Source organism: Geobacter sp. FeAm09 (genome assembly GCF_008330225.1).
Taxonomy (GTDB): Bacteria; Desulfobacterota; Desulfuromonadia; order Geobacterales; family Pseudopelobacteraceae; genus Oryzomonas.
In genome coordinates, this window is sequence record NZ_CP042466.1 from 1,749,289 (window position 1) to 1,770,509 (window position 21,221).

General features: G+C 59.3%; 24 protein-coding genes. 20 read left to right on the top strand and 4 right to left on the bottom strand.

Annotated elements, in window-relative coordinates; genetic code table 11:
• Window positions 1-22 precede the first annotated feature (22 nt).
• The 7 genes from FO488_RS08270 to FO488_RS08300 all read left to right on the top strand — a co-directional run bounded on the left by FO488_RS08270 (window position 23) and on the right by FO488_RS08300 (window position 6,657).
• Window positions 23-865, top strand: coding sequence for an HDOD domain-containing protein (locus tag FO488_RS08270; protein WP_149210124.1), 843 nt, complete (start codon window positions 23-25; stop codon window positions 863-865).
• A 102-nt stretch (window positions 866-967) separates the two neighbouring features.
• Window positions 968-1,780, top strand: coding sequence for a decaprenyl-phosphate phosphoribosyltransferase (locus FO488_RS08275; RefSeq protein ID WP_240732220.1), 813 nt, complete (start codon window positions 968-970; stop codon window positions 1,778-1,780).
• Between the two features lie 149 nt (window positions 1,781-1,929).
• The gene (locus FO488_RS08280) at window positions 1,930-2,703 is read left to right on the top strand and encodes an ABC transporter permease (RefSeq protein WP_168205945.1); all 774 of its coding nucleotides are present in this window, start codon (window positions 1,930-1,932) and stop codon (window positions 2,701-2,703) included.
• Window positions 2,693-3,415 (top strand): ABC transporter ATP-binding protein, encoded by a 723-nt coding sequence (locus FO488_RS08285; protein WP_149210126.1) that lies wholly within the window; start codon window positions 2,693-2,695, stop codon window positions 3,413-3,415. The genes FO488_RS08280 and FO488_RS08285 overlap by 11 nt, the downstream gene beginning before the upstream one ends.
• Before the next feature lie 52 nt (window positions 3,416-3,467).
• Window positions 3,468-4,343 carry a glycosyltransferase family 2 protein gene (locus FO488_RS08290; RefSeq protein WP_149210127.1) on the top strand — a complete coding sequence of 292 codons (876 nt, stop codon included), beginning with the start codon at window positions 3,468-3,470 and terminating at the stop codon, window positions 4,341-4,343.
• A gap of 148 nt (window positions 4,344-4,491) precedes the next feature.
• The gene (locus FO488_RS08295) at window positions 4,492-5,466 is read left to right on the top strand and encodes a glycosyltransferase family 2 protein (protein ID WP_149210128.1); all 975 of its coding nucleotides are present in this window, start codon (window positions 4,492-4,494) and stop codon (window positions 5,464-5,466) included.
• 132 nt (window positions 5,467-5,598) lie between these two features.
• Window positions 5,599-6,657: a glycosyltransferase family 9 protein gene (locus tag FO488_RS08300; protein WP_240732221.1), complete on the top strand. Its 1,059-nt coding sequence runs from the start codon at window positions 5,599-5,601 to the stop codon at window positions 6,655-6,657.
• Here the strand turns inward: FO488_RS08300 and FO488_RS08305 are convergent.
• Entirely contained in the window at window positions 6,647-6,829 is a 183-nt protein-coding gene (locus FO488_RS08305) for a hypothetical protein (RefSeq protein ID WP_149210130.1), read from the bottom strand. The two genes, FO488_RS08300 and FO488_RS08305, sit on opposite strands and share 11 nt — an antisense overlap.
• 175 nt (window positions 6,830-7,004) lie before the next feature.
• On the opposite strand from FO488_RS08305, the gene rfbB reads away from it, so the two are divergent.
• The 9 genes from rfbB (at window position 7,005) to FO488_RS08350 (ending at window position 14,943) form a co-directional block, all read left to right on the top strand.
• Window positions 7,005-8,075, top strand: coding sequence for a dTDP-glucose 4,6-dehydratase (rfbB, locus tag FO488_RS08310; protein ID WP_149210131.1), 1,071 nt, complete (start codon window positions 7,005-7,007; stop codon window positions 8,073-8,075).
• The gene (gene rfbD, locus FO488_RS08315) at window positions 8,072-8,899 is read left to right on the top strand and encodes a dTDP-4-dehydrorhamnose reductase (protein ID WP_149210132.1); all 828 of its coding nucleotides are present in this window, start codon (window positions 8,072-8,074) and stop codon (window positions 8,897-8,899) included. The genes rfbB and rfbD overlap by 4 nt, the downstream gene beginning before the upstream one ends.
• A gap of 20 nt (window positions 8,900-8,919) precedes the next feature.
• The gene (locus FO488_RS08320; RefSeq protein ID WP_205743386.1) at window positions 8,920-9,279 is read left to right on the top strand and encodes a cupin domain-containing protein; all 360 of its coding nucleotides are present in this window, start codon (window positions 8,920-8,922) and stop codon (window positions 9,277-9,279) included.
• 31 nt (window positions 9,280-9,310) lie between these two features.
• Window positions 9,311-9,811 carry a hypothetical protein gene (locus FO488_RS08325; protein ID WP_149210134.1) on the top strand — a complete coding sequence of 167 codons (501 nt, stop codon included), beginning with the start codon at window positions 9,311-9,313 and terminating at the stop codon, window positions 9,809-9,811.
• A 13-nt stretch (window positions 9,812-9,824) separates the two neighbouring features.
• Window positions 9,825-10,901 (top strand): mannose-1-phosphate guanylyltransferase, encoded by a 1,077-nt coding sequence (locus tag FO488_RS08330; RefSeq protein ID WP_149210135.1) that lies wholly within the window; start codon window positions 9,825-9,827, stop codon window positions 10,899-10,901.
• Window positions 10,902-10,912: 11 nt separating this feature from the next.
• A complete protein-coding gene (locus FO488_RS08335; protein ID WP_149210136.1) occupies window positions 10,913-12,073 on the top strand; it encodes a sensor histidine kinase KdpD in 1,161 nt (386 codons plus the stop codon).
• Between the two features lie 62 nt (window positions 12,074-12,135).
• Window positions 12,136-13,311: an 8-amino-7-oxononanoate synthase gene (gene bioF, locus FO488_RS08340; RefSeq protein WP_149210137.1), complete on the top strand. Its 1,176-nt coding sequence runs from the start codon at window positions 12,136-12,138 to the stop codon at window positions 13,309-13,311.
• A complete protein-coding gene (locus tag FO488_RS08345) occupies window positions 13,311-14,138 on the top strand; it encodes an alpha/beta fold hydrolase (RefSeq protein WP_149210138.1) in 828 nt (275 codons plus the stop codon). Before bioF ends, FO488_RS08345 begins: the two co-directional genes overlap by 1 nt.
• Window positions 14,131-14,943 carry a methyltransferase domain-containing protein gene (locus tag FO488_RS08350; protein ID WP_168205947.1) on the top strand — a complete coding sequence of 271 codons (813 nt, stop codon included), beginning with the start codon at window positions 14,131-14,133 and terminating at the stop codon, window positions 14,941-14,943. Before FO488_RS08345 ends, FO488_RS08350 begins: the two co-directional genes overlap by 8 nt.
• Window positions 14,944-14,952: 9 nt before the next feature.
• Here the strand turns inward: FO488_RS08350 and FO488_RS08355 are convergent, their stop codons facing one another.
• The 3 genes from FO488_RS08355 to FO488_RS08365 all read right to left on the bottom strand — a co-directional run bounded on the left by FO488_RS08355 (window position 14,953) and on the right by FO488_RS08365 (window position 17,280).
• Window positions 14,953-15,225, bottom strand: a complete 273-nt coding sequence (locus FO488_RS08355) for a helix-turn-helix transcriptional regulator (protein WP_149210140.1) — start codon at window positions 15,223-15,225, stop codon at window positions 14,953-14,955.
• A gap of 109 nt (window positions 15,226-15,334) precedes the next feature.
• Entirely contained in the window at window positions 15,335-16,321 is a 987-nt protein-coding gene (locus FO488_RS08360; protein WP_149210141.1) for an ABC transporter ATP-binding protein, read from the bottom strand.
• Window positions 16,318-17,280 (bottom strand): ABC transporter ATP-binding protein, encoded by a 963-nt coding sequence (locus FO488_RS08365; protein WP_149210142.1) that lies wholly within the window; start codon window positions 17,278-17,280, stop codon window positions 16,318-16,320. The genes FO488_RS08360 and FO488_RS08365 overlap by 4 nt, the downstream gene beginning before the upstream one ends.
• 209 nt (window positions 17,281-17,489) lie before the next feature.
• On the opposite strand from FO488_RS08365, the gene FO488_RS08370 reads away from it, so the two are divergent.
• From FO488_RS08370 to yajC, 4 genes are read left to right on the top strand one after another with little or no spacing between them, the layout of a single operon-like run.
• On the top strand, window positions 17,490-18,626 hold the full coding sequence (locus tag FO488_RS08370) for a SpoIID/LytB domain-containing protein (protein ID WP_240732222.1): 1,137 nt from the start codon (window positions 17,490-17,492) through the stop codon (window positions 18,624-18,626).
• A gap of 14 nt (window positions 18,627-18,640) precedes the next feature.
• The gene (queA, locus tag FO488_RS08375) at window positions 18,641-19,672 is read left to right on the top strand and encodes a tRNA preQ1(34) S-adenosylmethionine ribosyltransferase-isomerase QueA (protein ID WP_149210144.1); all 1,032 of its coding nucleotides are present in this window, start codon (window positions 18,641-18,643) and stop codon (window positions 19,670-19,672) included.
• A gap of 8 nt (window positions 19,673-19,680) precedes the next feature.
• Complete coding sequence (gene tgt / locus FO488_RS08380; protein WP_149210145.1) at window positions 19,681-20,817, top strand: tRNA guanosine(34) transglycosylase Tgt; 1,137 nt, start codon at window positions 19,681-19,683, stop codon at window positions 20,815-20,817.
• Window positions 20,818-21,144 (top strand): preprotein translocase subunit YajC, encoded by a 327-nt coding sequence (gene yajC, locus FO488_RS08385; protein WP_149210146.1) that lies wholly within the window; start codon window positions 20,818-20,820, stop codon window positions 21,142-21,144.
• The last annotated feature ends 77 nt before the right edge of the window (window positions 21,145-21,221 follow it).

Consider the following 21,221-nt stretch of genomic DNA (forward strand, 5'->3'; position numbering starts at 1 on the left):
TCTGCGAAGGAGAAGTTTGTCTATGGCTACCGCCGTCATACCGGAAACTGTCAGGAAACTGCTTGCTTCGCAGCCCATCGAACTGCCCATATTCCATCCCGTTGCCATCAAGCTGCAACGCATGCTTTCCGATTATGACTTTACGGTGGATGAAGTCGCCAACGTGGCTATCGAGGACCAGTCCCTGGCCACCCAGATGCTGAAGATGGCCAATTCGCCCATGTATATGGGGCGCACCAAGGTGGCCACCATCAAGGAGGCCGTCATCCGCCTGGGGGCGCAGCAGGTTATCAACCTGGCCATCGCCGCCTCCCAGGCCGCCATCCACTCGTCCCAGAACGAAGCTCTCAACCGTTACATGAAGCAGCTTTGGCTCCACAGCCACGGTTCGGCTCTCGGCGCGCGCTGGCTGGCCCATGCCTGCGGCATGCGCGGGGTCGCGGACGAGACCTACCTGGCCGCGCTTCTGCACGACGTGGGCAAGCTCTACCTCCTCAAGGCGATCGAGCGCCTGGTGGATGCCGGCGTGATCAGTTCCCTGTTCGACGAAGAACTGATCGCCGACATCTTCGAGGCCATGCACGTGGAGCAGGGGTACCGCCTGATGCTGCACTGGAACTTCCCGGCCATGTACTGCGATGTGGTCCGGGATCATCATCTGGAGCAGTGGGATGTGGTCAACAAAATGCTGACCATCGTCCGCTTCGTCAACCTGGCCTGCCGCCGGGTCGGCCTTGGCCTGAAACACGATCCCGCATTGGACTTGATCGCAACCAAAGAGGCTGAAGTCCTCGATCTCAGCAGTTTCCAGATTGCGGAACTTGAAGCGTTGCTTGAAGAATCACGGGAAACTGTCTTTGAATGACTCTCGTCCGGCGGACGTTCGCGCGTCCGTTCACACGATGGTGCCGCACGCCATGTCCTTACCCGCCCTCCGGGGGTATCTCAAACTTCTTCGGCCGACGCAATGGCTGAAAAACCTGATGATCTTCTTCCCCTCTTTTCTGGGGGGACGTTCTTCCTATCCGTTGCGTGCCCCGCTGCGCTGCTCCCGTTCGCATCCTTCTGCCTGGCGTCGAGCGCGACCTATATCCTCAATGATCTTCTGGACCGGGAACATGACCGCAACCATCCCGAAAAGAGGTTGCGGCCGTTGCCGTCCGGCCTGATATCGCCTCGTTCCGCCCGCGCGCTTGCCCTTGCCCTGGCCCTGGCCGCCATGGTTCTTGCCTGGCAGGTGTCCGGCGCGTTTCTGCTGTTGGTGCTGCTGTACGGCGGTGTCTCCAGCGCCTATTCGATCAGATTGAAGGAGTATGCGCTGGTCGATATCTTTTGCATAGCGGCCGGATTTCTGCTGCGGCTCGAGGCCGGAGGAGCGGCCTTTGGGGTGACGATCTCGGAATGGCTCTTTTTGAGCGTCTTCCTGCTGGCGGTCTTCCTCGGCACCGGCAAGCGCCTCAGCGAGAAGAACCGCCTGGGGAGGTCCGCCGCCAGCCACCGCAAGGCGCTGGTCGCCTATCCTGAAGGTTTTCTGGACGGGACCATGTACATGACCGGAGCTGCGGTGCTGGTTACGTACACCCTCTATGTCATCTCGCGCCACTCATCGCTGCTGCTCTACACGGTTCCGCTCTGTTGTTTCGGGTTATTGCGCTATATCCTCCGGGTACAGTCCGGGAAGGGGGGCGACCCGACCGAGTCGCTGACGAAAGACCTGCCGCTGTTTATCGTCGGGCTCGCCTGGGCGGTGATGGTGGGGTGGGGGATATACGCACCATGATAGGAGGGGTTGCTCAATCAGTTTTTTTGCCGGGGCGCTATCATCACTATACAACAAAGTGATTTTTCATTATAATTAGGTCGCTATGTAGTCTGAGATTTTTATGAAACCATTTTTCCTCATTTATTTTTTTCAAAACAGGTTCCGCAGTGATTAAGCGCCTCTATCTTTATAAGGATCTTTTGCTTGTATTTATATGGCGGGAATTTTTGATCCGTTACAAGCAGACGACAATTGGAGTACTCTGGGCTATACTGCAACCGGTCAGTCTAATGTTGCTTTTCACCTTTATTTTTGGGGTTGTTTTGCAGACGAGCCACAAAAATTATCCCTATGTTCTTTTCTTTTATGCCGGTGTCCTACCTTGGACATTTTTTTCTGGATCAACCAATTTTGCAGTCACCAGTCTTTCGAACAATTTCAATCTGGTTACCAAAATTTATTTTCCTCGTGAGATCATTCCCCTCTCCGGTGTTGCCATAAATCTTATTGATTACTTCATTGGTCTTTTGGTGTATTTTATTTTATTGTTGGTTTATCAGACACCACTGACTTGGAATTTTCTCTGGCTTTTTCCTCTCATGGTGATGCTGGTTGTGTACACAACCTCGATCTCGCTTTTTCTCGCCGCTCTCAATGTCTATTATCGAGATGTCAAACTTGTTTCGGCCTTTCTGTTACAATTCCTGTTTTTCGCTACGCCGGTAATCTACTCCATCGATACGGTCGAGAGTCGCTGGAAAATGTTACTATTTCTTAATCCTTTGGTATTTATTGTCGAAAATATGCGGCGCGTCACCATCGAGGGCAGAGGCATCATCATGTGGCAGATGGCCATAGAAGTAATTGGCACTATTGCACTTTATCTTGTGATTTATCGCATCTTCGTTCGTGTTGAGAGGGCTTTTGCGGATGTCATTTGAACCGGTTATTGAGTTCAACAATGTCTGGAAGAAATATTCAAAACAGCAGGTGTTAAACAACTCGCTACGAGATGAACTGGTTTCGGTTATTACCGGTAGGAAATGTCGCGATGAGTTGGCGGATGGTGAATTTTGGGCGCTCAGGGATATTTCACTGTCTGTGAAAAAAGGGGAATGTGTTGGTCTGTGCGGCTCAAATGGCGCGGGTAAGAGTACTATTCTCAAACTGATATCTAATGTTACTTATCCGACCAAAGGGGCAATCAGTGCCCAAGGGCGGGTGGCGCCGTTGATCGAGTTGGGTGCCGGTATGCATCCGGACCTCAACGGCATCGAAAATATCTACATGAACGGCACTATCCTTGGTCTTACCATAAGAGAGCTTAAATACAAAGTTGAACAAATAGTTGACTTCTCGGAACTCCATGAATTTATAAATGTTCCGGTAAAAAAATATTCATCTGGGATGTTTTTACGGCTAGCTTTTTCCATTGCGGTTCACAGTCCGGCTGATATCTTTCTATTTGATGAAGTTTTAGCTGTGGGAGATGAAGGTTTTCAGTCAAAATGTCTTCAAAAAATTGAAAATATTAAATCTGATAACGGCACAATATTTGTGGTAAGTCATGATACTAATGCTCTTGGCAGAATATGCGATCATATTGTTAGGCTTGAGCATGGCATTGTCTTGACGGGAGAAAAAATACAATAATTTCCTGTTCTTGTGATAATTATTTTAACGAGTTACTTTGAGAGTAATTTAGATGGTTCCAATATCCCCAAGTCGCCCGAAAGTTGCCGCAGTAGTCGTGCTTTACAATCCCGATGGTTTGGTCTGTGACAATATCAGATCCTACCTCGATCAGGTTGATGTGGTATATGCTGTGGACAATTCCGATTATGAAGCGGTCCATCTTGCGCCACTTATAGCTGAGAAAAAAGTCCACTATATTCCCAATGGGAGTAACCTTGGGATTGCCAAGGCGCTTAATATAGGCGCGGAAAGAGCCATTCAGGAAGAGTACGATTATCTACTCACCATGGACCAAGATAGCTCGGCCACCGCCGACATGGTCGATGCCCTCTTGGGATGCCTTGAACCGGGCGAGGTGTCACAGGTGGGGATTGTGTCACCCTTTCATCTCACCGATATTGACACTCCACCTGTTGATAAGCCTTACCGTGAAGAGGTTCTGACTGCTTGGACCTCAGGGAATCTGCTGAATCTGAATATTTATCGGGTTGTCGGGCCCTACAGGGATGATTTTTTCATAGATTTTGTCGACCATGAATACTGCCTGAGGCTTCAAACCCATGGATACCGGGTGGTCCAGTCGAACCGTGCGGTGTTGCACCACTGTATAGGTACAAAACTGAAGAAAAACAAATTTCTTTACCTTACGCTAATTACTTCAAATCACTCCTGCACCAGACGTTACTACATAACAAGAAACAGGTTTTTGGTGCAGAAGCAGTATGGCAAACTCTTCCCCGGATTCTTGAAGACTGACAGAAAAAGGTTTTTTGCCGAATTGGTGAATATCTTGTTTTTCGAGCGTAATCGGTTCCGAAAATACCTGATGATATGCAGAGGGTATTGGGATTATTTGATCGGAAAGATGGGGAGACTGACCGAGTGAGCAGTCTTGTCGACCGCTAGGCACCTTTGTGAAACGGGAGCAGCGTCTGGAGGAAAAGGGCTACGGTCTATTTCTGTGCCCAACTATCTGAGATGTTTCGACAGAGTAATATTTTTTTGTAGAAATATCCATGAACTAGGTACAAAAAATGTGTTTAATCAGCGTAATAATTGTGAATTGGAACGGCATAAATTTGCTGAGAGACTGCCTTGATGCCGTCCTAAGTCAGGATTTTTCCGATTTTGAGGTTATACTGGTTGATAACGGCTCAAGTGATGGTTCGCCAGAGTTGGTACAGAAGAACTACCCAACGGTCTGTTTGTTGCGGCTTGAAGAAAATCGTGGTTTTACTGGTGGTAACCTAGCTGGCTTGGACCAGGCACGTGGCTCCTTCATTGCCCTTCTCAACAACGACACGCGGCCTGAAAAAAGATGGCTTGGTGCGCTTTACCGTGGCATGGTGAACGACAACAAAATAGGCATAAGCGCCTCGAAGATAATAATTGACGGTACCGACATGATAGACAGTGTCGGTGACATTTTTACGACCGCTTTCACTGGTACAAAGCTTGGAAGCCTTAGTTGCCACCGAGATTTTTCTACACGGATGTTTGTTCATGGTGCCTGCGCTGCTGCGGCTCTCTATCGCAGAGAGATGATGGATGAAATCGGTTTTCTTGATGACGATTTTTTTTTCAATCATGAAGACACTGACTTTAACCTCAGGGCTTGGCTGTCTGGCTGGAAATGTATTTATGTGCCAGAAGCCGTGGTATACCACAAAGTAAGCGCGTCGCTTGGAACTTTGAACGATAACAGTGTGTACTATTTTTCCCGTAACAATGTCTGGGTCTGGATCAAGAATGTCCCTTCTGGATGTATGTTTCGCTATCTTCACCAACGACTTATATATGAATTAAGTTCGTTCGCATTTTTTTGTTTTATGAAAGGAAAGTGGGTACCATATTTGAGAGGTAAGTTTGATTCTATGAAAAAAATACCGATAATGTTAAATAAACGCAAAGCAATACAAAAAAATGTCAAGTTATCCAATTATGAGATAGCTGCTGGTCTTATGCCGATAGCTAAGTATTTAAAACAGCGCCTTAAGAATATAGAATAATTTCCAAATGCCTCATGCCATAAGCCTAAAAGCGACTTCTTTGTGATGCAAACATTATTTTTGAAGCGATTAGACAGAAAAATTGGTGGTTTTTTGACCCGTATCCTGAAACCATCATGCCTTACTACGGATATGGTTTACATGCCTCCCTCCTCCATCCTCCTCATCCGCCCCGGCGGCATCGGCGACGCCGTACATCTTATCCCCACCATAAGCGCCATCAAGTCAACATACCCGGATGCGGCCATCGATATTCTTGCCGAAAAGCGTAATAGTGCCGTATTCAATCTCTCTCACCATGTCCGCCATGTCTTCCACTACGACAAACCGCTTGAGCTGTTCCGCGCCCTGCGGACCACCTACGATGTGGTCATCGATACGGAACAGTGGCACCGCCTGTCGGCCGTTGTGGCCCGCATGACTCGTGCGCCCGTATCGATCGGCTTTGCCACCAACGAGCGGGCGCGTTTGTTTACCCACGCAATAGCCTATTCCCAGGACGATTGTGAAATCGACAGCTTTTACCGGCTGCTTGCGCCGTTGGGTATCGCAAGGGCAGAGGTCCCTGCGCTCTTTCTCGCTGTCCCCCCCAAAGCGGCTGAAAAAGCGAATATGCTTCTGGAAGGGGGTGGGGGGAGGGCCTTCGTAACGCTCTTTCCCGGCGCCAGCATCCCGGAACGGCGCTGGGGGGCTGAGAAATTCAGAAATCTTGCTGATATGCTGGCTGCCGTGGGGTTGGCGGTTGTCGTTGTCGGGGGTGGGGAAGATCAGGAACAGGGAGAGATGATCGTTGCCGGTGGCACGGGGCTGAACCTGGCGGGTCGGACCTCGTTGTCCGAAACCGCGGCGGTTATTCAGAAAAGTGCCCTGTTGGTGAGCGGCGATTCCGGCGTGCTGCATATCGCCGTGGGGCTGGGGGTACCGACCGTATCGCTGTTCGGGCCGGGGAGGGCGAGGAAGTGGGCGCCCCAGGGAGAACGCCATCTGGTGCTCAACAAGAAGTTGCCCTGTTCGCCCTGCACGACCTTCGGCACTACGCCCCCGTGCCCCATCGCTGCCAAGTGCATGGCCGACATAACGGTCGATGAGGTCGGTAACGCCGTGACCGTCCTGCTGACTGCCACCGGAGGGCTTCCTTCCTTCTGCTGCAAGAAGGAGTGGCTCGAAGGCGCTGGACGCCCTAAGCCGTGATGGGAGCCGGTTCGCACAGGTTCTCGGCGCAGTTCGCCTCGGCGCCGCAGGTGAAACAGTAAAACTTGGGATCGGTGGTGATGCGTGCGATCTCCTCGGTTTTCCCGTTGCTTCTGAGCATGCACATGTGGCTGTGGCTGGTCGCTCCGCACCGGCAGGTTGCTTCTGCCATGTTTTTTTCCTCCTTGGTTGGGATATGGTCCCTGTTTTATATACCAACTTCATCGTACGGGCAAGCGCCGGGCTTAGCCCCTGCTCCGGCGAGAGTTTTTTTGTTCGCAGACCGTCGGCAAATATGGTACATTTTTTCGGTTAACACCTTGCGTCCCTGAGGAGAACCGCCCGAGATGCCATTCAAGCCCACATCCATTCTCGTGACCGGAGGCGCCGGCTTCATCGGCTCCAACTTCATCCATTCCTTCGTCGCCGCCAACCCCGGCTGCGCCGTGACCAATCTGGATTGCCTGACCTACGCGGGCAACCTGAAAAACCTGACCGCGGTGGAGGACAACCCCCGCTACCGCTTCATCAAGGGGGACGTCTGCGATGCCGCGCTGGTGGCAGCCATCCTGAAGGAACGGGCGGTCGATGCCGTCGTCCATTTTGCCGCCGAATCCCACGTGGACCGTTCCATCAGCGGCCCCGAGATCTTCGTGCGTACCAACGTGCTGGGGACGCAGGTCCTGCTGGAGGAGAGCCGCCGGCACTGGCAGTCCGGGGCGGTGCCCGATTTCCGCTATCTTCAGATATCCACGGACGAGGTCTACGGTTCCTTGGGGGAAACCGGCTATTTCACCGAGCAGACCCCCCTGGCCGCCAACTCTCCTTATTCGGCCAGCAAGGCCGGGGCGGACCTCCTGGTGCGGGCCTACCACGAAACCTACGGCATGCCGACCCTCAACACCCGCTGCTCCAACAACTATGGCCCCTACCATTTCCCCGAAAAACTGATTCCGCTCATGATCCACAACATCATCACCCGCAAACCGCTGCCGGTCTACGGCGACGGCCTCAACGTGCGCGACTGGCTCCATGTGCGGGACCACGCCGTGGCGGTGGAAACGGTCCTGAAACAGGCCGCGCCCGGCTCGGTCTATAATATCGGCGGCAACAACGAGTGGAAGAACATCGATATCGTCCATCTGGTCTGCGACTTGCTGGATGCCCGGCTGGGGCGCGCCGCCGGCGAGAATCGCAGCCTGGTCGCCTTTGTCAAGGACCGTCCCGGCCACGACCGCCGCTATGCCATCGACGCATCCAGGCTGAAGCGCGATCTGGGCTGGGAGCCTGCCTATACCTTCGAACAGGGGATCGCCGAAACCATCGACTGGTACCTGGCCCATCAGGAGTGGGTGGCCGAGGTCACTTCCGGCTCGTACCGCGACTATTACACGCAGCAATACGGGAGCAAACAATGATTCTGGTGGTTGGAGCCAACGGCATGCTGGGCCGGGATTTGCTCCCCCTGCTCGGCGACCGGGGACGAGGGGTGGATATCGACGGGATCGACATTACCTCCCTGGAGTCCGTCGAGCGCGTTCTCACGGCGGTGCGCCCGTCGGTGGTGGTCAATTGCGCCGCCTACACCGATGTGGATGGTTGCGAGAGCAACCAGGAAACCGCCATGCAGGTCAATGGGGAAGGGGTGGCCCATCTGGCCATGGCGAGCCGCATGATTGGAGCGTGCCTGGTCCAGATCAGTACCGATTATGTCTTTGACGGCGGCAAGGGGACACCCTACCTGGAGGACGACGCCCCCAACCCGCTCAACGTCTATGGCGAGTCCAAGCTGGCCGGCGAGATGAACGCGGCCGTCAACCCCGACCACCTGATCGTCCGCACCCAGTGGCTCTACGGCCACCACGGCAAAAACTTCGTCGAAACCATGCTGCGCCTCGGCGCCGAGCGTCAGGAACTCTCGGTGGTGGACGACCAGGTCGGTTCGCCCACCTGGACCGTGGACTTGGCACACGCCGTCGTGGCCCTGATGGAAAAGGGGTGCCGGGGCGTGTACCACGCCGCCAACGGAGGGTATTGCTCGTGGAACGATTTTGCCCGCGCCATCTTCCAGGAGGCCGGCATGGCGGTAACGGTCACCGCCATGACCACCGAGCAATTGAACCGCCCGGCGAGACGCCCGCTCCATTCGCCGCTCGACTGCGGCAAGCTGGCGCGTGACGGCGGCTATCGGCCGCAGCCGTGGCGGGAGGCACTGCGGTCCTATTTGAGGTTGAGGAAATAACTATCGAGAGGGAGATGTTCATGGAACGGGGAGAGCGCCCTTGGGGTTCTTACGTCGTATTGGACGAGAACACCAGCTACAAGATCAAGCGCATCGAGGTCAAGCCGGGAGAGCGGCTGTCGTTGCAGAAGCACCATCACCGCAGCGAGCACTGGATCGTCGTGTCCGGCATTGCCAAGGTCACCTGCGGCGACGACGTGCTTTTTGTCAATGTCAATGAATCCACCTTTATCCCCATCGGGAAGAACCACCGCCTGGAAAACCCCGGAAAGATCCCCTTGGTCGTCATCGAGGTGCAGAGCGGCGAGTACCTGGGTGAAGACGATATCGTCCGTTTCGACGATGATTACAATCGTTGTTCTGTGCCCGATGCGTCTTAAAGTTTTGCCGCAGCTATGTATGTATAACTTTTTGAAATATATTGTCGTCATTGTTTTGCTGCTGGTGCTGTCGGCTTGTGCCGCCACCTCCACCACGGTGGTGGACGAGGAGGTCGTCACCAACAGGCAGCCGATGGCGACCTACAAGTCTCTGGTCATCCGCAACTTCGAGTTGAACCGGGAATTGTACACCAGCGTCCCGGAAGGGCGTATGAACGAGCGTGAACGGCGCTACGCCCGGATGCCGGTGGAACTGGCCGAACAGATAGAGCGTTACGTCCGCGCCCGGCATACCTATCAGGATGTTGCCCGCGACGGTCAGGCCGGCGGGACGGCGCTGGTGCTGAAGGGGCGCTTTACCAGGCTCGGGCGTTTTCGCATATCCATCACCGCGGCACTGTACGACGGCGCCACCGGCCAGGAGGTGGCCTATTTCCGCCAGACCCTGTGGGATGTCTTCGACACCAGCGAAACCCTGGGCAGCCTGGCCCGGGAAGTGGCCGATTTCATAGACCGCATTCAATACAAGTAAGGAAGGGGCTCCTGTGTATATCGTGATCCTTGCCGGCGGTTCCGGCACCCGTTTCTGGCCCCTGTCCCGGGCTGCGCGTCCCAAACAGCTCATCTCCATCACCGGGGACAGGACCATGCTCCAGCGGACGGTGGAACGGGTGCTGCCGCTCCATCCCAAACGCATCCTGGTGATCACCAACCAGATCCAGGCCGAAGAAACCGAACAGCAGCTCTCCGGCTACCGGGACGTGCCCATCGATGTCATCGCCGAACCGTCCGCCCGGAATACCGCCCCGGCCATCGGCCTGGCCGCCGCCGTCATCGCCGCCCACGACCCGGCCGGGATCATGGCGGTCCTGCCTGCGGACCATTTCATCAAGGACGAGGAGAGCCTCCGGGCAACCCTGGTCCATGCCGGCCATGCGGCGCGCAACGGCTATCTGGTGACCCTGGGCATCATGCCGTCCCGTCCCGAAACCGGCTACGGCTATATCGAGGCCGATCTGGAACTGCGCGGCGACGGGCCGTTCCCGGTGCGCCGTTTCGTGGAAAAGCCTCCCCTGGAACAGGCGGTCCGCTACCTGGAAGAGGGAAATTTCTTCTGGAACAGCGGGATGTTCCTCTGGCGCTGCGATACGATCTTAAGTGAGATAGCCTTCTATCTGCCCGACCTGGGGCGGGCCCTGTCGGGGATCTCGTTCACCGGCGATGTCTGGGAGATTTCCGATCTGGCGGCGCAGATCAAGGCGATGTACGATTCGATAGACGGCGTTTCCATCGATTACGCCGTTATGGAAAAATCGTCCAAGGTGCAGGTGGTGCCGGTGGAAATGGGGTGGAGCGATGTGGGGAGCTGGAGCGCGCTGCCCGAGGTGGTGGCCCCGGACGCCTCGGGTACGGTCTGCATCAACGCCGCCGGTCACATCGCGATTGATTCGACCGATTGCCTGATCTACGCCGACGGCCGGGTGGTGGCCACGGTCGGGGTCAAGGGGCTCGTGGTGGTTTCGACTCCCGATGCCCTGCTGGTGTGCGACCGTGAACGGGCTCAGGACGTGAAAAAGGTCGTCGAGCGCCTGGCGGAACGGGGGCTTGCGTCCTGCCTGTAGGGGGGCGGCTCATGGCAGATGAACGTTCGGCGACGATTCCCGTGACCCGGTTTGCCCCTGCCGGACTGGCCTCCAGCGAAGTTCTGGCGGCACAGCGGCGGGCCGTTCTCCTCGAAGAGATGGTGGATGCCCTCATCCAGGCCATGCCGGGCTACGTGATGCTGGTGAACGAACAGCGGCAGCTTGTGGCTTTCAACCGTAACGTGCTCAAACTCACCGGGGCTGCCGACGATGCCGCGCTGGTCGGCAAGCGCCTCGGTGAAGCGCTCCGCTGCGCCCATGCCGGCGATTTCCCGGCCGGGTGCGGCACCGGGGACCGGTGTTCCGTATGCGGCGTGGTGCTCGCCCTTTTGAACAGCCAGCAGAGCGGCGGACAGGTGGTGCGGGAGTGTCTCATCACGCTGCAGGGCACTGGGGGGCTCGCCCTCGATATGCAGGCAACGGCAACGCCGCTTGAGATCCGTGACCGGAAGTTCACCGTGTTGGCGCTCCAGGACATCAGCGACGAGAAGCGCCGGCAGGTACTGGAACGCCTCTTTTTCCACGACGTGATCAACACGACCGGCGGGATCCATGGCTTGGCCTCCCTCCTGGCGGAACAGGAGGATGTGCCCGAGCGCGTGCAAACCGAATATGTCTCCTGGCTGGTGGCGCTCTCGGAAAACCTGCTGGACGAAATCCGGGGGCAACGCACCCTGCTGGAGGCGGAGCAGGGGGAGTTCGTGCCCGAAGTCTCCACGGTCGGCATCCGGGCGGTATTGCATGAGGTCAGGCGGCTGTTCGAGTATCATGAACGGGTTCCCGGCAGGGAGTTGGTGGTGCAGGATGGGCCCAATTGCACCGTCATGACCGATGTGACGATCCTGCGGCGGATTGTCGGCAATATGACGCTGAATGCCCTTGAGGCCACGCCTGCGGGCGGGGTGGTGACCCTTTCGGCGGCTGCGGCGGGCGGCTGGGTAACCATTGCGGTGCACAACCCGGGTGTCATCCCCCCGGAGGTGCAGCTGCAGTTGTTCAAGCGCTCCTTCAGCACAAAGTCGTCGTCGGGCCGCGGTATCGGCACCTACAGCATGAAACTGTTCGGAGAACGCTATCTCAAGGGCAAGGTCGCCTTCAAAAGCTGTCTGAATGAAGGGACGGCCTTCACGTTTTCCCTGCCTGTGGGATAACTATTTTTTTGTCGGATTTGTCAACCTGCAAGGTTCTGTGGGTTGACCATGCGGGGGTATATATGGAGATTTCTATTCGGCAGGAGTTGGAGCAGATCCGGGAGCGGGGGTTGTACCGCAGGACGCGCCTTGTTCAGGGGGGGCAGTCGGCGTGGGTGGAGATGGATGGCACAAAGGTGCTGTTACTCTGCTCCAACAACTATCTGGGGCTTGCCGACCACCCGGCCCTGATCGAGGCCTCGGCCGACGCAGCGAGACGGTTCGGCGTGTCAAGCGGCGCCTCGCGGCTCGTGTCCGGCACCATGGAATTGCATGAACGGCTGGAGGCCGCGGTGGCCCGTTTCAAGCAGACCGAGGCGGCACTGCTCTTCAACAGCGGCTATGCCGCCAATACGGGCATCATTTCGGCGCTGGCCGGGCGCGGCGACGTCATCTTCTCCGACCGGCTCAACCATGCCAGCATCATTGACGGCGCGCTTTTGTCCGGTGCCCGCTTGGTGCGCTATCCCCATAACGACCACGGCGCCTTGGCCCGGCTGCTGGAAAAAGAGCGCGGCAACGGGCGGGCCCTGATCGTCACGGACGGCGTCTTCAGCATGGACGGCGATATCGCCCCGCTGAGGGAACTGGTCGGGCTCAAGGCCGCCCACGGGGCGCTCCTGATGGTGGATGACGCCCACGGCGGCGGGGTTCTCGGAGAGCAGGGGAGGGGGACTGCCGAAATGCTGGGCATCACGGAGGGCATCGATATTCTCATGGGCACCTTCGGCAAGGCCCTGGGGAGCTACGGCGCCTATGCCGCGGTTTCGCAGGAATTGCGGGAGTTGCTGCTCAATCGCGCCCGCAGCTTTATCTTTTCCACCTCCCTGCCGCCGTCGGTGCTGGCGGCGTCCCTGGCGGCGCTTGAAGTGGTGCAGTCGCCGGAGGGGGCGAGCCGGCGGGACCGGCTGCGCCGCAACAGCGACCTGTTCAGAGACAGCATGCGCTCGGCCGGGTTCACCCTCCCCGACGGCACTACCCAGATCGTGCCGATCATGACCGGGCAGGCCGACACCACCATGAAGTTTTCGGAACAGTTGTTGGCCGAAGGCCTGTATGTCCAGGGGATACGGCCGCCGACCGTGCCTGCCGGCGCCTGCCGCCTCCGTTGCACCCTCATGGCGACCCACGGCGACGACGACCTGGCCTGGGCGGCCGAACGGATCACCGCGGTGGGCCGGTGTCTGGGGGTTATCTGATGCCGTGGTATGAAGGGTTTGGCGGTGAGCGCCTCTGGTACCGGGAACAGGGGGAGGGGCCGGCTCTGGTGCTGGTCCACGGCTGGTGCATGTCCTCTGCCGTCTGGCGCTTCCAATTCGACCAGCTCTCCGCCGGGGGCTTCCGCGTGATCGCCCCGGACTTGCGCGGCCACGGAGACTCCCCCCAGGGCTCTGCCGGATGCCGCCGCGAGGTCTTCGTTGCCGATGTGGCGGCGCTTTTCCGCCACATCGACCTGCGGGGCGCCCTGCTGGCCGGCTGGTCCCTGGGTACCCAGGTGGCCATAGGCGCCGTTCCCCTGCTCAGGGAGCGCCTGGCCGGCGTGGCCCTGATCTGCGGCACGCCCTGCTTCACCTCCCGGGTGGACTTTCCCCACGGGCTCGCCCCGGTGGAGGCCGAGGGCATGGCCCTCAAGGTCCGCCGCAACCTGAAGCGGGCCCTCGAAGGATTCTGCGCCCGCATGTTCGCCCCCGGCGAACTGGATGCAAGTGGCCGCGCCGACGAGATCCGCGCCCTGGTGGCCGGGGTGTCCGCCCCGGAAACGGAGGTGGCGCTGCAATCCCTGGCCGCGCTCGCGGCGGCCGACGTGCGGCCGGAACTTGCGGCCATCGACCGGCCGACCCTGGTGATCAGCGGCGAACTCGATCCGATCTGCCCCTCTGCGGCTTCGGCCTACATGGCACAGCGGCTCTCCGCCTGCCGCCCTGTGGTGTACGCCGGCTGCGGCCATGCGCCATTTATGACCCGTTGCGACGAGTTCAATGCCCAGCTTGCGGATTTCAGCCGGGAGGTGCATGGCCGTGTTTGACAGACGCAAGGTCGGCACCTCGTTTCACCGGCACGCCGCGGCATACGACCGTTTCGCCTCGGTGCAGCAGCGGGTGGTGCGGCGCCTTATGGAGCTGCTGGAGGCGCACGTCGGGAGGGAGCCCCACGCCGCACTGGATATCGGCTGCGGTACCGGGGCGTTGGCGGGCGCCCTGAAACGACGCTATCCGGACGTCCTGTGCTGCGGGCTCGACCTGGCCTTCAACATGCTCGTTCAGGCCGGCGCCAAGGGGGGCAAGGAGTGCCTGCTCGTCAACGGGGATGCGGAGCATCTTCCGTTTCGGGAGGACGCGTTCGATCTCGTCGTGTCCGCATCGACCCTGCAATGGCTCGATTCCCTGGATGGCTGTCTCGAAGAGTGCCGGAGGGTCGTCAAGCGGGATGGGGTGATCGCCCTGGCCTTCTTCGGCGGCGCGACGCTCTGGGAGTTGCAGGAATGCTATCGTGAGGCGCTCGCCCGGCGCGCGTCGGGGGACGACCCGCGTATGGGGCGTTTGCATCGTTTCATGGGGATTGAGGCGGTGCAACAGGCGGTGGAGCGGCTTGACATGGGGGAGGCGCTGGTGACCAGCGAGATCGAGATGGAGTATCACTCCGACGTGGCCGGGCTGCTTTCGTCCATCAAGGGCATCGGCGCCGGAACGGCGTCGCGGGGCGGCACCGGGGGGCTCGGGTGGCGCGGGATTATCAGCGATATGTCCGAGGCCTACCGGCGGCGTTTCCTGGCTGACGGCAAGATTCCTGCAACCTACGAGGTGATCTATCTCATGGTGAAACCGGCCTGAATCCTGTTGTTACAGTGCGGCGATGATCTTCTTGGCCAGGGGGTGGATGACGCTGTAATGCACCTCGACCCCCTCCCGTTTCCCCTCGATGATCCCCTTGTGCTTCAACAGGGCCAGGTGTTGGGACACCGTGGCTTGCGGGAGGTTGAGGCACTCCCAGATATGTTTTACATTACATTCCTGGGTGCAGAGGCCGGCCACGATCTTGAGCCTGATCGGATGGCCCAGGACCTTCAAGACCTCTGCCTCGGCGGCAAATTGCTTATTGACATTAAATTCCATCGATGTGCCTCGCATATATGAATATTTAAAAAATATATATATTGATTTCTATGCTGTCAAGGGCAAAGAGGGGCGGAGCCGCGCTGCCGGCCGAAGAAACGGACGCCGGTCAGCGGGGAAAGATGTCCTTGCTCAGATGGCAGGCCGCAAAGTGGCCGTCCCGTTTTTCTTCCAGTACCGGCTGGACGGTGCGGCACCGTTCGACGGCATAGCGGCAGCGGGGGTGAAACCGGCACCCCGGGGGGATGGCCAGGGGCGAGGGGAGGTCGCCGGCAAGGATGACCGCCGTGTGCCCCTGATGGCCGCTGATGCGCGGGATGGCTGCGATCAGCGCCTCGCTGTAGGGGTGCTGGTACTGCTGGAAGAGAAGGGCGGCCGGCGCGCTCTCCACAATCACCCCCAGGTACATGACCAGCACCCGGTCGCAGATATGCCGCAGGACCGAAAGATCGTGGGAGATGATGGCCATGGTCAGGTGGCGTTCGGACTTCATGGCCTGGAGCAGGTTGATGATCTGGGCCTGGATGGAGATGTCGAGGGATGAGACCGGTTCGTCGGCGATGATGATCTCGGGCGATGAGGCCAGGGCCCGCGCGATGCCGATGCGCTGGCGCTGGCCGCCGGAGAATTCGTCGGGGAAGCGGTCGGCGTGCTCCGCTTTCAGGCCGACGGCCTCCAGGAGTTGCAGCATGGTGGCGCGTATGGTCTGCCGTGAACCGCCGCCGGCAATGACCAGCGGTTCGGCGATTGAATCGCCGATGCGCATGCGCGGGTTCAGGGAGGAAAAGGGGTCCTGGAAGATCATCTGCGTTCGCCGGCGGAACCGTTCCCGTTCCGCCGGCGGGAGCGTCTTGACCGCCCTGCCGCAGTAACGGACCTCGCCCCCGTCGGGAGGCATGAGCCCGGCCAGGAGCTTGCCCAGGGTCGATTTCCCGCATCCGGACTCGCCGGCGATGCCGACGGTTTCTCCCCGGGCGATCTCCAGGTCAACCCCGTCGACCGAGGTGAGCAGTCCGGTCTGCGAGGCAGGCCCGGCGCTGACCCGGAACTGTTTGCGGAGCTTTACCCCGCTGAGAAGTGGCTGATCGGGTGTCATAGGCGTTTCCAGCAGCGTACGTAGTGTCCGGGAGAAACCTCTTCCAGTTCGGGGACCTGGGTGCGGCACGGGGGACCGGCGACGGGGCAGCGCTCGCAGAAGCCGCACCCGGACAGTTCATTGGTCAGGCCCGGCGGCTGCCCCGGCAGGGTGGCAAGCGGCTGGCCCGGCGGTGCGTTCTGGGGCAGGGATGCCAAAAGCGCCGCGGTATAGGGGTGCCGGGGGGCGGCGAGGAGCTCCGCCGTCGGGGCCGATTCCACGATGCGGCCGGCATACATGACGCAGGTCCGCTCCGAGCGCTCGGCCACGATGCCCAGGTCGTGGGTGATCAGCAGGATGCCCATGTCCGCCGACTGCCGGAGGGAGTCGATCAGCTCAAGGATCTGGGCCTGGATGGTGACGTCCAGGGCGGTCGTCGGCTCGTCGGCAATCAGGAGCGCCGGGTTGCAGGCCAGGGCCATGGCGATCATCACCCTCTGGCGCATGCCGCCGCTCAACTGGTGGGGATAGTCGCGCATGCGGTCGCCGGGGGACGGTATCCCCACTTTGCGCAGCAGCTCCCCGCCGTATTCGGCCGCTTCGCGGCGTGACATGCCCCGGTGCAGCAGCAGCGGTTCCCCGATCTGTTCTCCGATGCGCAGGACCGGGTTGAGGGAGGTCATGGGTTCCTGAAACACCATGGATATCCTGCTGCCCCGGATGGCACGCATGGCATCCTCGGAGAGCGGGACGAGATCGGTGCCGTCGAAGGTGATGGAGCCGGAACGGATGAAGCCGGGCGAGGGGACGAGCCGCATGATGGAGAGCGCCGTCAGCGACTTGCCCGACCCCGATTCGCCCACGAGGGCAACGGTGCTCCCCTTGTGGATCTCCAGGCTAACGTCGTTGACCGCCGGCAGGACCCCCTTCGTGGTTCTGAAGCAGGTGCTCAGGTTTTTGAGCGAGAGCAGTGCCGTCACCTGCGACCTCCGCCGGGAAATGCCGTGGGGCCTGACGGGCATGGCCGTGATATGTCAGCGCGGAAGCGAGTCATGAGGGGGCCAGTGTAACCAGTCTCCAGCCACTTTACAACGGTAAATTTTCCCGGCTGTTCCGCGCGGCGGCCACCGTGCCCGGGTGCTAAAACAAATTGACAGGAAGCCTGTTTATGTGGTCTTATCATCGAGTTTTGCAACTGATAAAGATACGCATATTCCTGGTCGGGTTTTTGATTGTCACGGCCTTTGTTGCTTCAGCGGGGCGCAGGAGCCATGCCGCGCTTCCGGCCGATACGATCAGGGTCGCAATCGTCAAGAATGCCCAAGGGGTCACCGTGGACGGCGACGGCCTCCTGGCGGTGCGGGAAAACGGCGCTGCCGTTGCTGTGCGGGCTCCGGCGAGCGTCAAGGCGGGCCGTGGCGAGGTGCTGGTGGACGGCGTCGCCTGCCGCCGCCTGGTCTTCTCGGCGGCTTCGGCAGTCTCCATCAACGGGAAACCGTACCGGGGGATAGCCGAGATAAGCTTCGGCGACAAGGGGCTGGTGGTTGTCAACGAGTTGCCCCTCGAAGACTACCTCGTGGGCTTGATCAATTGCGAGATATCCTCCGCCTGGCCGATCGAGGCGATCAAGGCCCAGGCGGTGATCGCCAGGACCTACGCGGTCAACCGGCGGGAGAGCCGGCGCAATGCCTTGTACCATCTTGAGTCGTCGGTTATCGACCAGGTGTATAACGGCTGCGAGATCGAGGACAGCCGTGCGCGGCGCGGGGTCTCCGAAACGGCCGGTGAGGTGCTGACGTACAACGGCGCCGTCATTCAGGCCTTCTATCATTCCAACTGCGGCGGCAAAACCGAGGCGGCGGAGAATGTGTGGGGGGCGAGCATCCCCTATCTCAAGGGGGTCGATTGCCAATACTGCCTCCTGTCGCCGTCCAGCTCCTGGGACCAGAAGCTGTCCCTGAGAGAGTTGGAAGACAGGCTCAGGGCCGCCGGTTTCAGGGCGGCAGGCTTGACAGACATCCGGGGCGGTGCCCGTAACAGCCGGGGGCGGCTGAAAAACGTCATCGCCCTGGCCCAGCGGGGCGAAGTGGCCATACCGGGCGACCAGTTCCGCAAGGCGGTCGGCTACGGGGTCATCAAGAGCACCAATTTCACCGTCAGGGTTGCCAACGGGGATGCGGTGTTTTCCGGCCTCGGCAACGGACACGGCGTGGGGCTCTGCCAGTGGGGCGCCAAACAGCGGGCCCTGGAAGGTTTCTCGTACGCCGAGATCCTTTCGTACTATTATCCCGGCACAGAACTGAAAAAGCTCTCTGACATTCGCTGAACGGTCGTACGGTTATGCTCGTCAAGGATTTCAATTACCATCTGCCCCAGGAACTGATCGCCCGCTATCCGGCTCCCGAGCGTGACGCGTCGCGCCTGATGCTCCTGGACCGCACCGCGAAAACCATCGGCGAGGATGTCTTCGCCCACCTGGGGAGCCATCTTTGCCCCGGCGACCTGCTGGTGATGAACGACACGCGGGTTATTCCGGCCCGGCTGTTCGGCACCAAGGTAACCGGCGGGGGGGTGGAGCTGTTCCTGGTGAAGCGGTTATCCCCCGGAGGAGACGAGTGGGAATGTCTCCTGCGCGGTTCGAAACGCTTCAAGGAGGGACAACCGATTCTGCTTGCCGCCGGAATGACGGCGCGGGTGGTCGTCCGCCAGGGGCCGGAGTCGTGGCGGGTGGCGTTCACGGGCGCCGAACCTTTCGATACGTGGCTTGAGCGGGAGGGGCACATCCCGCTCCCCCCCTATCTCCAGCGCGATGACGATCAACAGGACCGGGAACGGTACCAGACGGTCATCGCCTCCGCCCCCGGAGCCGTGGCCGCACCCACGGCCGGCCTCCATTTCACCCGTGAGCTTTTGGCTGCATTGGCGGCCCAAGGGGTGGGCAGCGCCCGTTTGACCCTGCATACCGGTCTCGGGACCTTCAAGCCGGTGCGGGTGGAACAGGTGGAGGAGCACCGCATCCACCGCGAATGGTACGCCATTCCCGCCGAAACCGCCGCTGCCATCCGTTCCACGAAGGAACGCGGGGGAAGGGTGGTGGCGGTCGGCACCACCAGCGCCCGGGCGCTGGAATTCGCCGCTGGTGACGACGGCAGCATCCGGGCCGGCGCCGGCGAGGCCGACATCTTCATCTACCCGGGCTACCGCTTCCGGGTGGTGGACGGCCTGATAACCAATTTTCACCTCCCGGAATCGACGCTGCTCATGCTGGTGGCCGCCTTTGCCGGCAGGGACTTCGTTCTCGACGCCTACCGGGAGGCCGTTACCCGCGGTTTCAGGTTTTACAGCTACGGCGATGCAATGTTACTGATTTGAGAGGGCGTGTGTCCGGCACTTTTTCCGTTATTCACCGCGACGCCTCGTGTGGGGCGCGCCTCGGTTCTTTGAAAACACCCCATGGCGAGATTGCGACCCCGATCTTCATGCCGGTGGGCACCAACGCCACCGTCAAGGCCATGACCCCCGAGGATCTGTGGGCGGTCCACGCCCAGATCATCCTCTCCAACACCTACCACCTGTACCTGCGCCCCGGCCACCGGCTGGTGGAAACGCTGGGCGGTCTGCACCGGTTCATGAACTGGTCGGGGCCGATCCTCACCGACAGCGGCGGCTTCCAGGTCTTCAGCCTGGGCGAACTGCGCAAGATCAGCGAGGAGGGGGTCAAATTCCAGTCGCACCTGGACGGCTCCTATCATGTGCTGACCCCGGAGCTTTCCATCAAGATCCAGGAGGCACTGGGGGCGGACATCATCATGTGCTTCGACGAGTGCCCCGCGGCCACGGCCGATTACGACTATGTCAGCCGTTCCCTGGAGATGACGACCCGCTGGGCGAAACGCTGCAAGGAGGCCCACCAGCGGGAAGGGCAGCAGTTGTTCGGCATTATCCAGGGGGGGATGCATCACGACCTGCGCGCCCGCAGCCTGGAAGAAATCTGCGCCATCGGTTTCGACGGCTACGCCCTGGGCGGGCTTTCGGTAGGAGAGGAAAAGGAGCAGATGTATGGGGTGATGGAGTGTTGCGCCCCGCTCATGCCAAAGGCCGCGCCCCGGTACATCATGGGGATCGGCGCGCCGGAGGATTTGGTGGAGGCGGTCTGGCACGGCTTCGATATGTTCGATTGCGTCATGCCGACCCGCAATGCCAGAAACGGCATGCTCTTCACCAGCCAGGGGCGGATCAATATCAAGGCCAAGGCGTACGAGGAGGACGGGGGACCCCTTGACCCGGCATGCGGCTGCCATGTGTGCCGTACCTATTCCCGTGCCTATCTGCGGCACCTCTACCGGGCCGGGGAAATTTTGGCTTCCCAGTTGAATACCTACCACAATCTGTATTATTATCTTGACCTGATGCGCCGGATGCGCGAGGCGATTCGGGAGAACCGTTTCACTGAGTTCCGTCGGGACTTTTACGGTAGCCAAACGAATAGTCACGTTCAAAAAAAGGAGGAGAGTTAGATGGTAGGATTAGCGTTTGCGATGGCAGGTCCCCCGGGAGGAGCAGCGGGGCAGGCAGGTGGTGGAATGGCCGCTTTTCAGCAGGCAATTCCCTTGATTTTGATGTTCGGTATTTTCTACTTCCTGCTGATCCGCCCGCAACAGAAGAAGGCGAAGGAACACAGAACCCTGCTGGATTCCCTCAAAAAAGGCGATCTCGTCATCACTGCCGGCGGGGTGCACGGCAAGGTTTCCTCCGTTGACGACACCATCGTGACCCTGGAAGTTGCGCCCGGCGTCAACATCAAGATCACCAAGAGTTACGTCGCGACCATCAAGAAGGACTAGAAGCAGACAGCCGTAACAGGGCATGCAGTACAAACACGGTAGTTTATAATGCAATTACATTGAAGGGAGAATGAGCC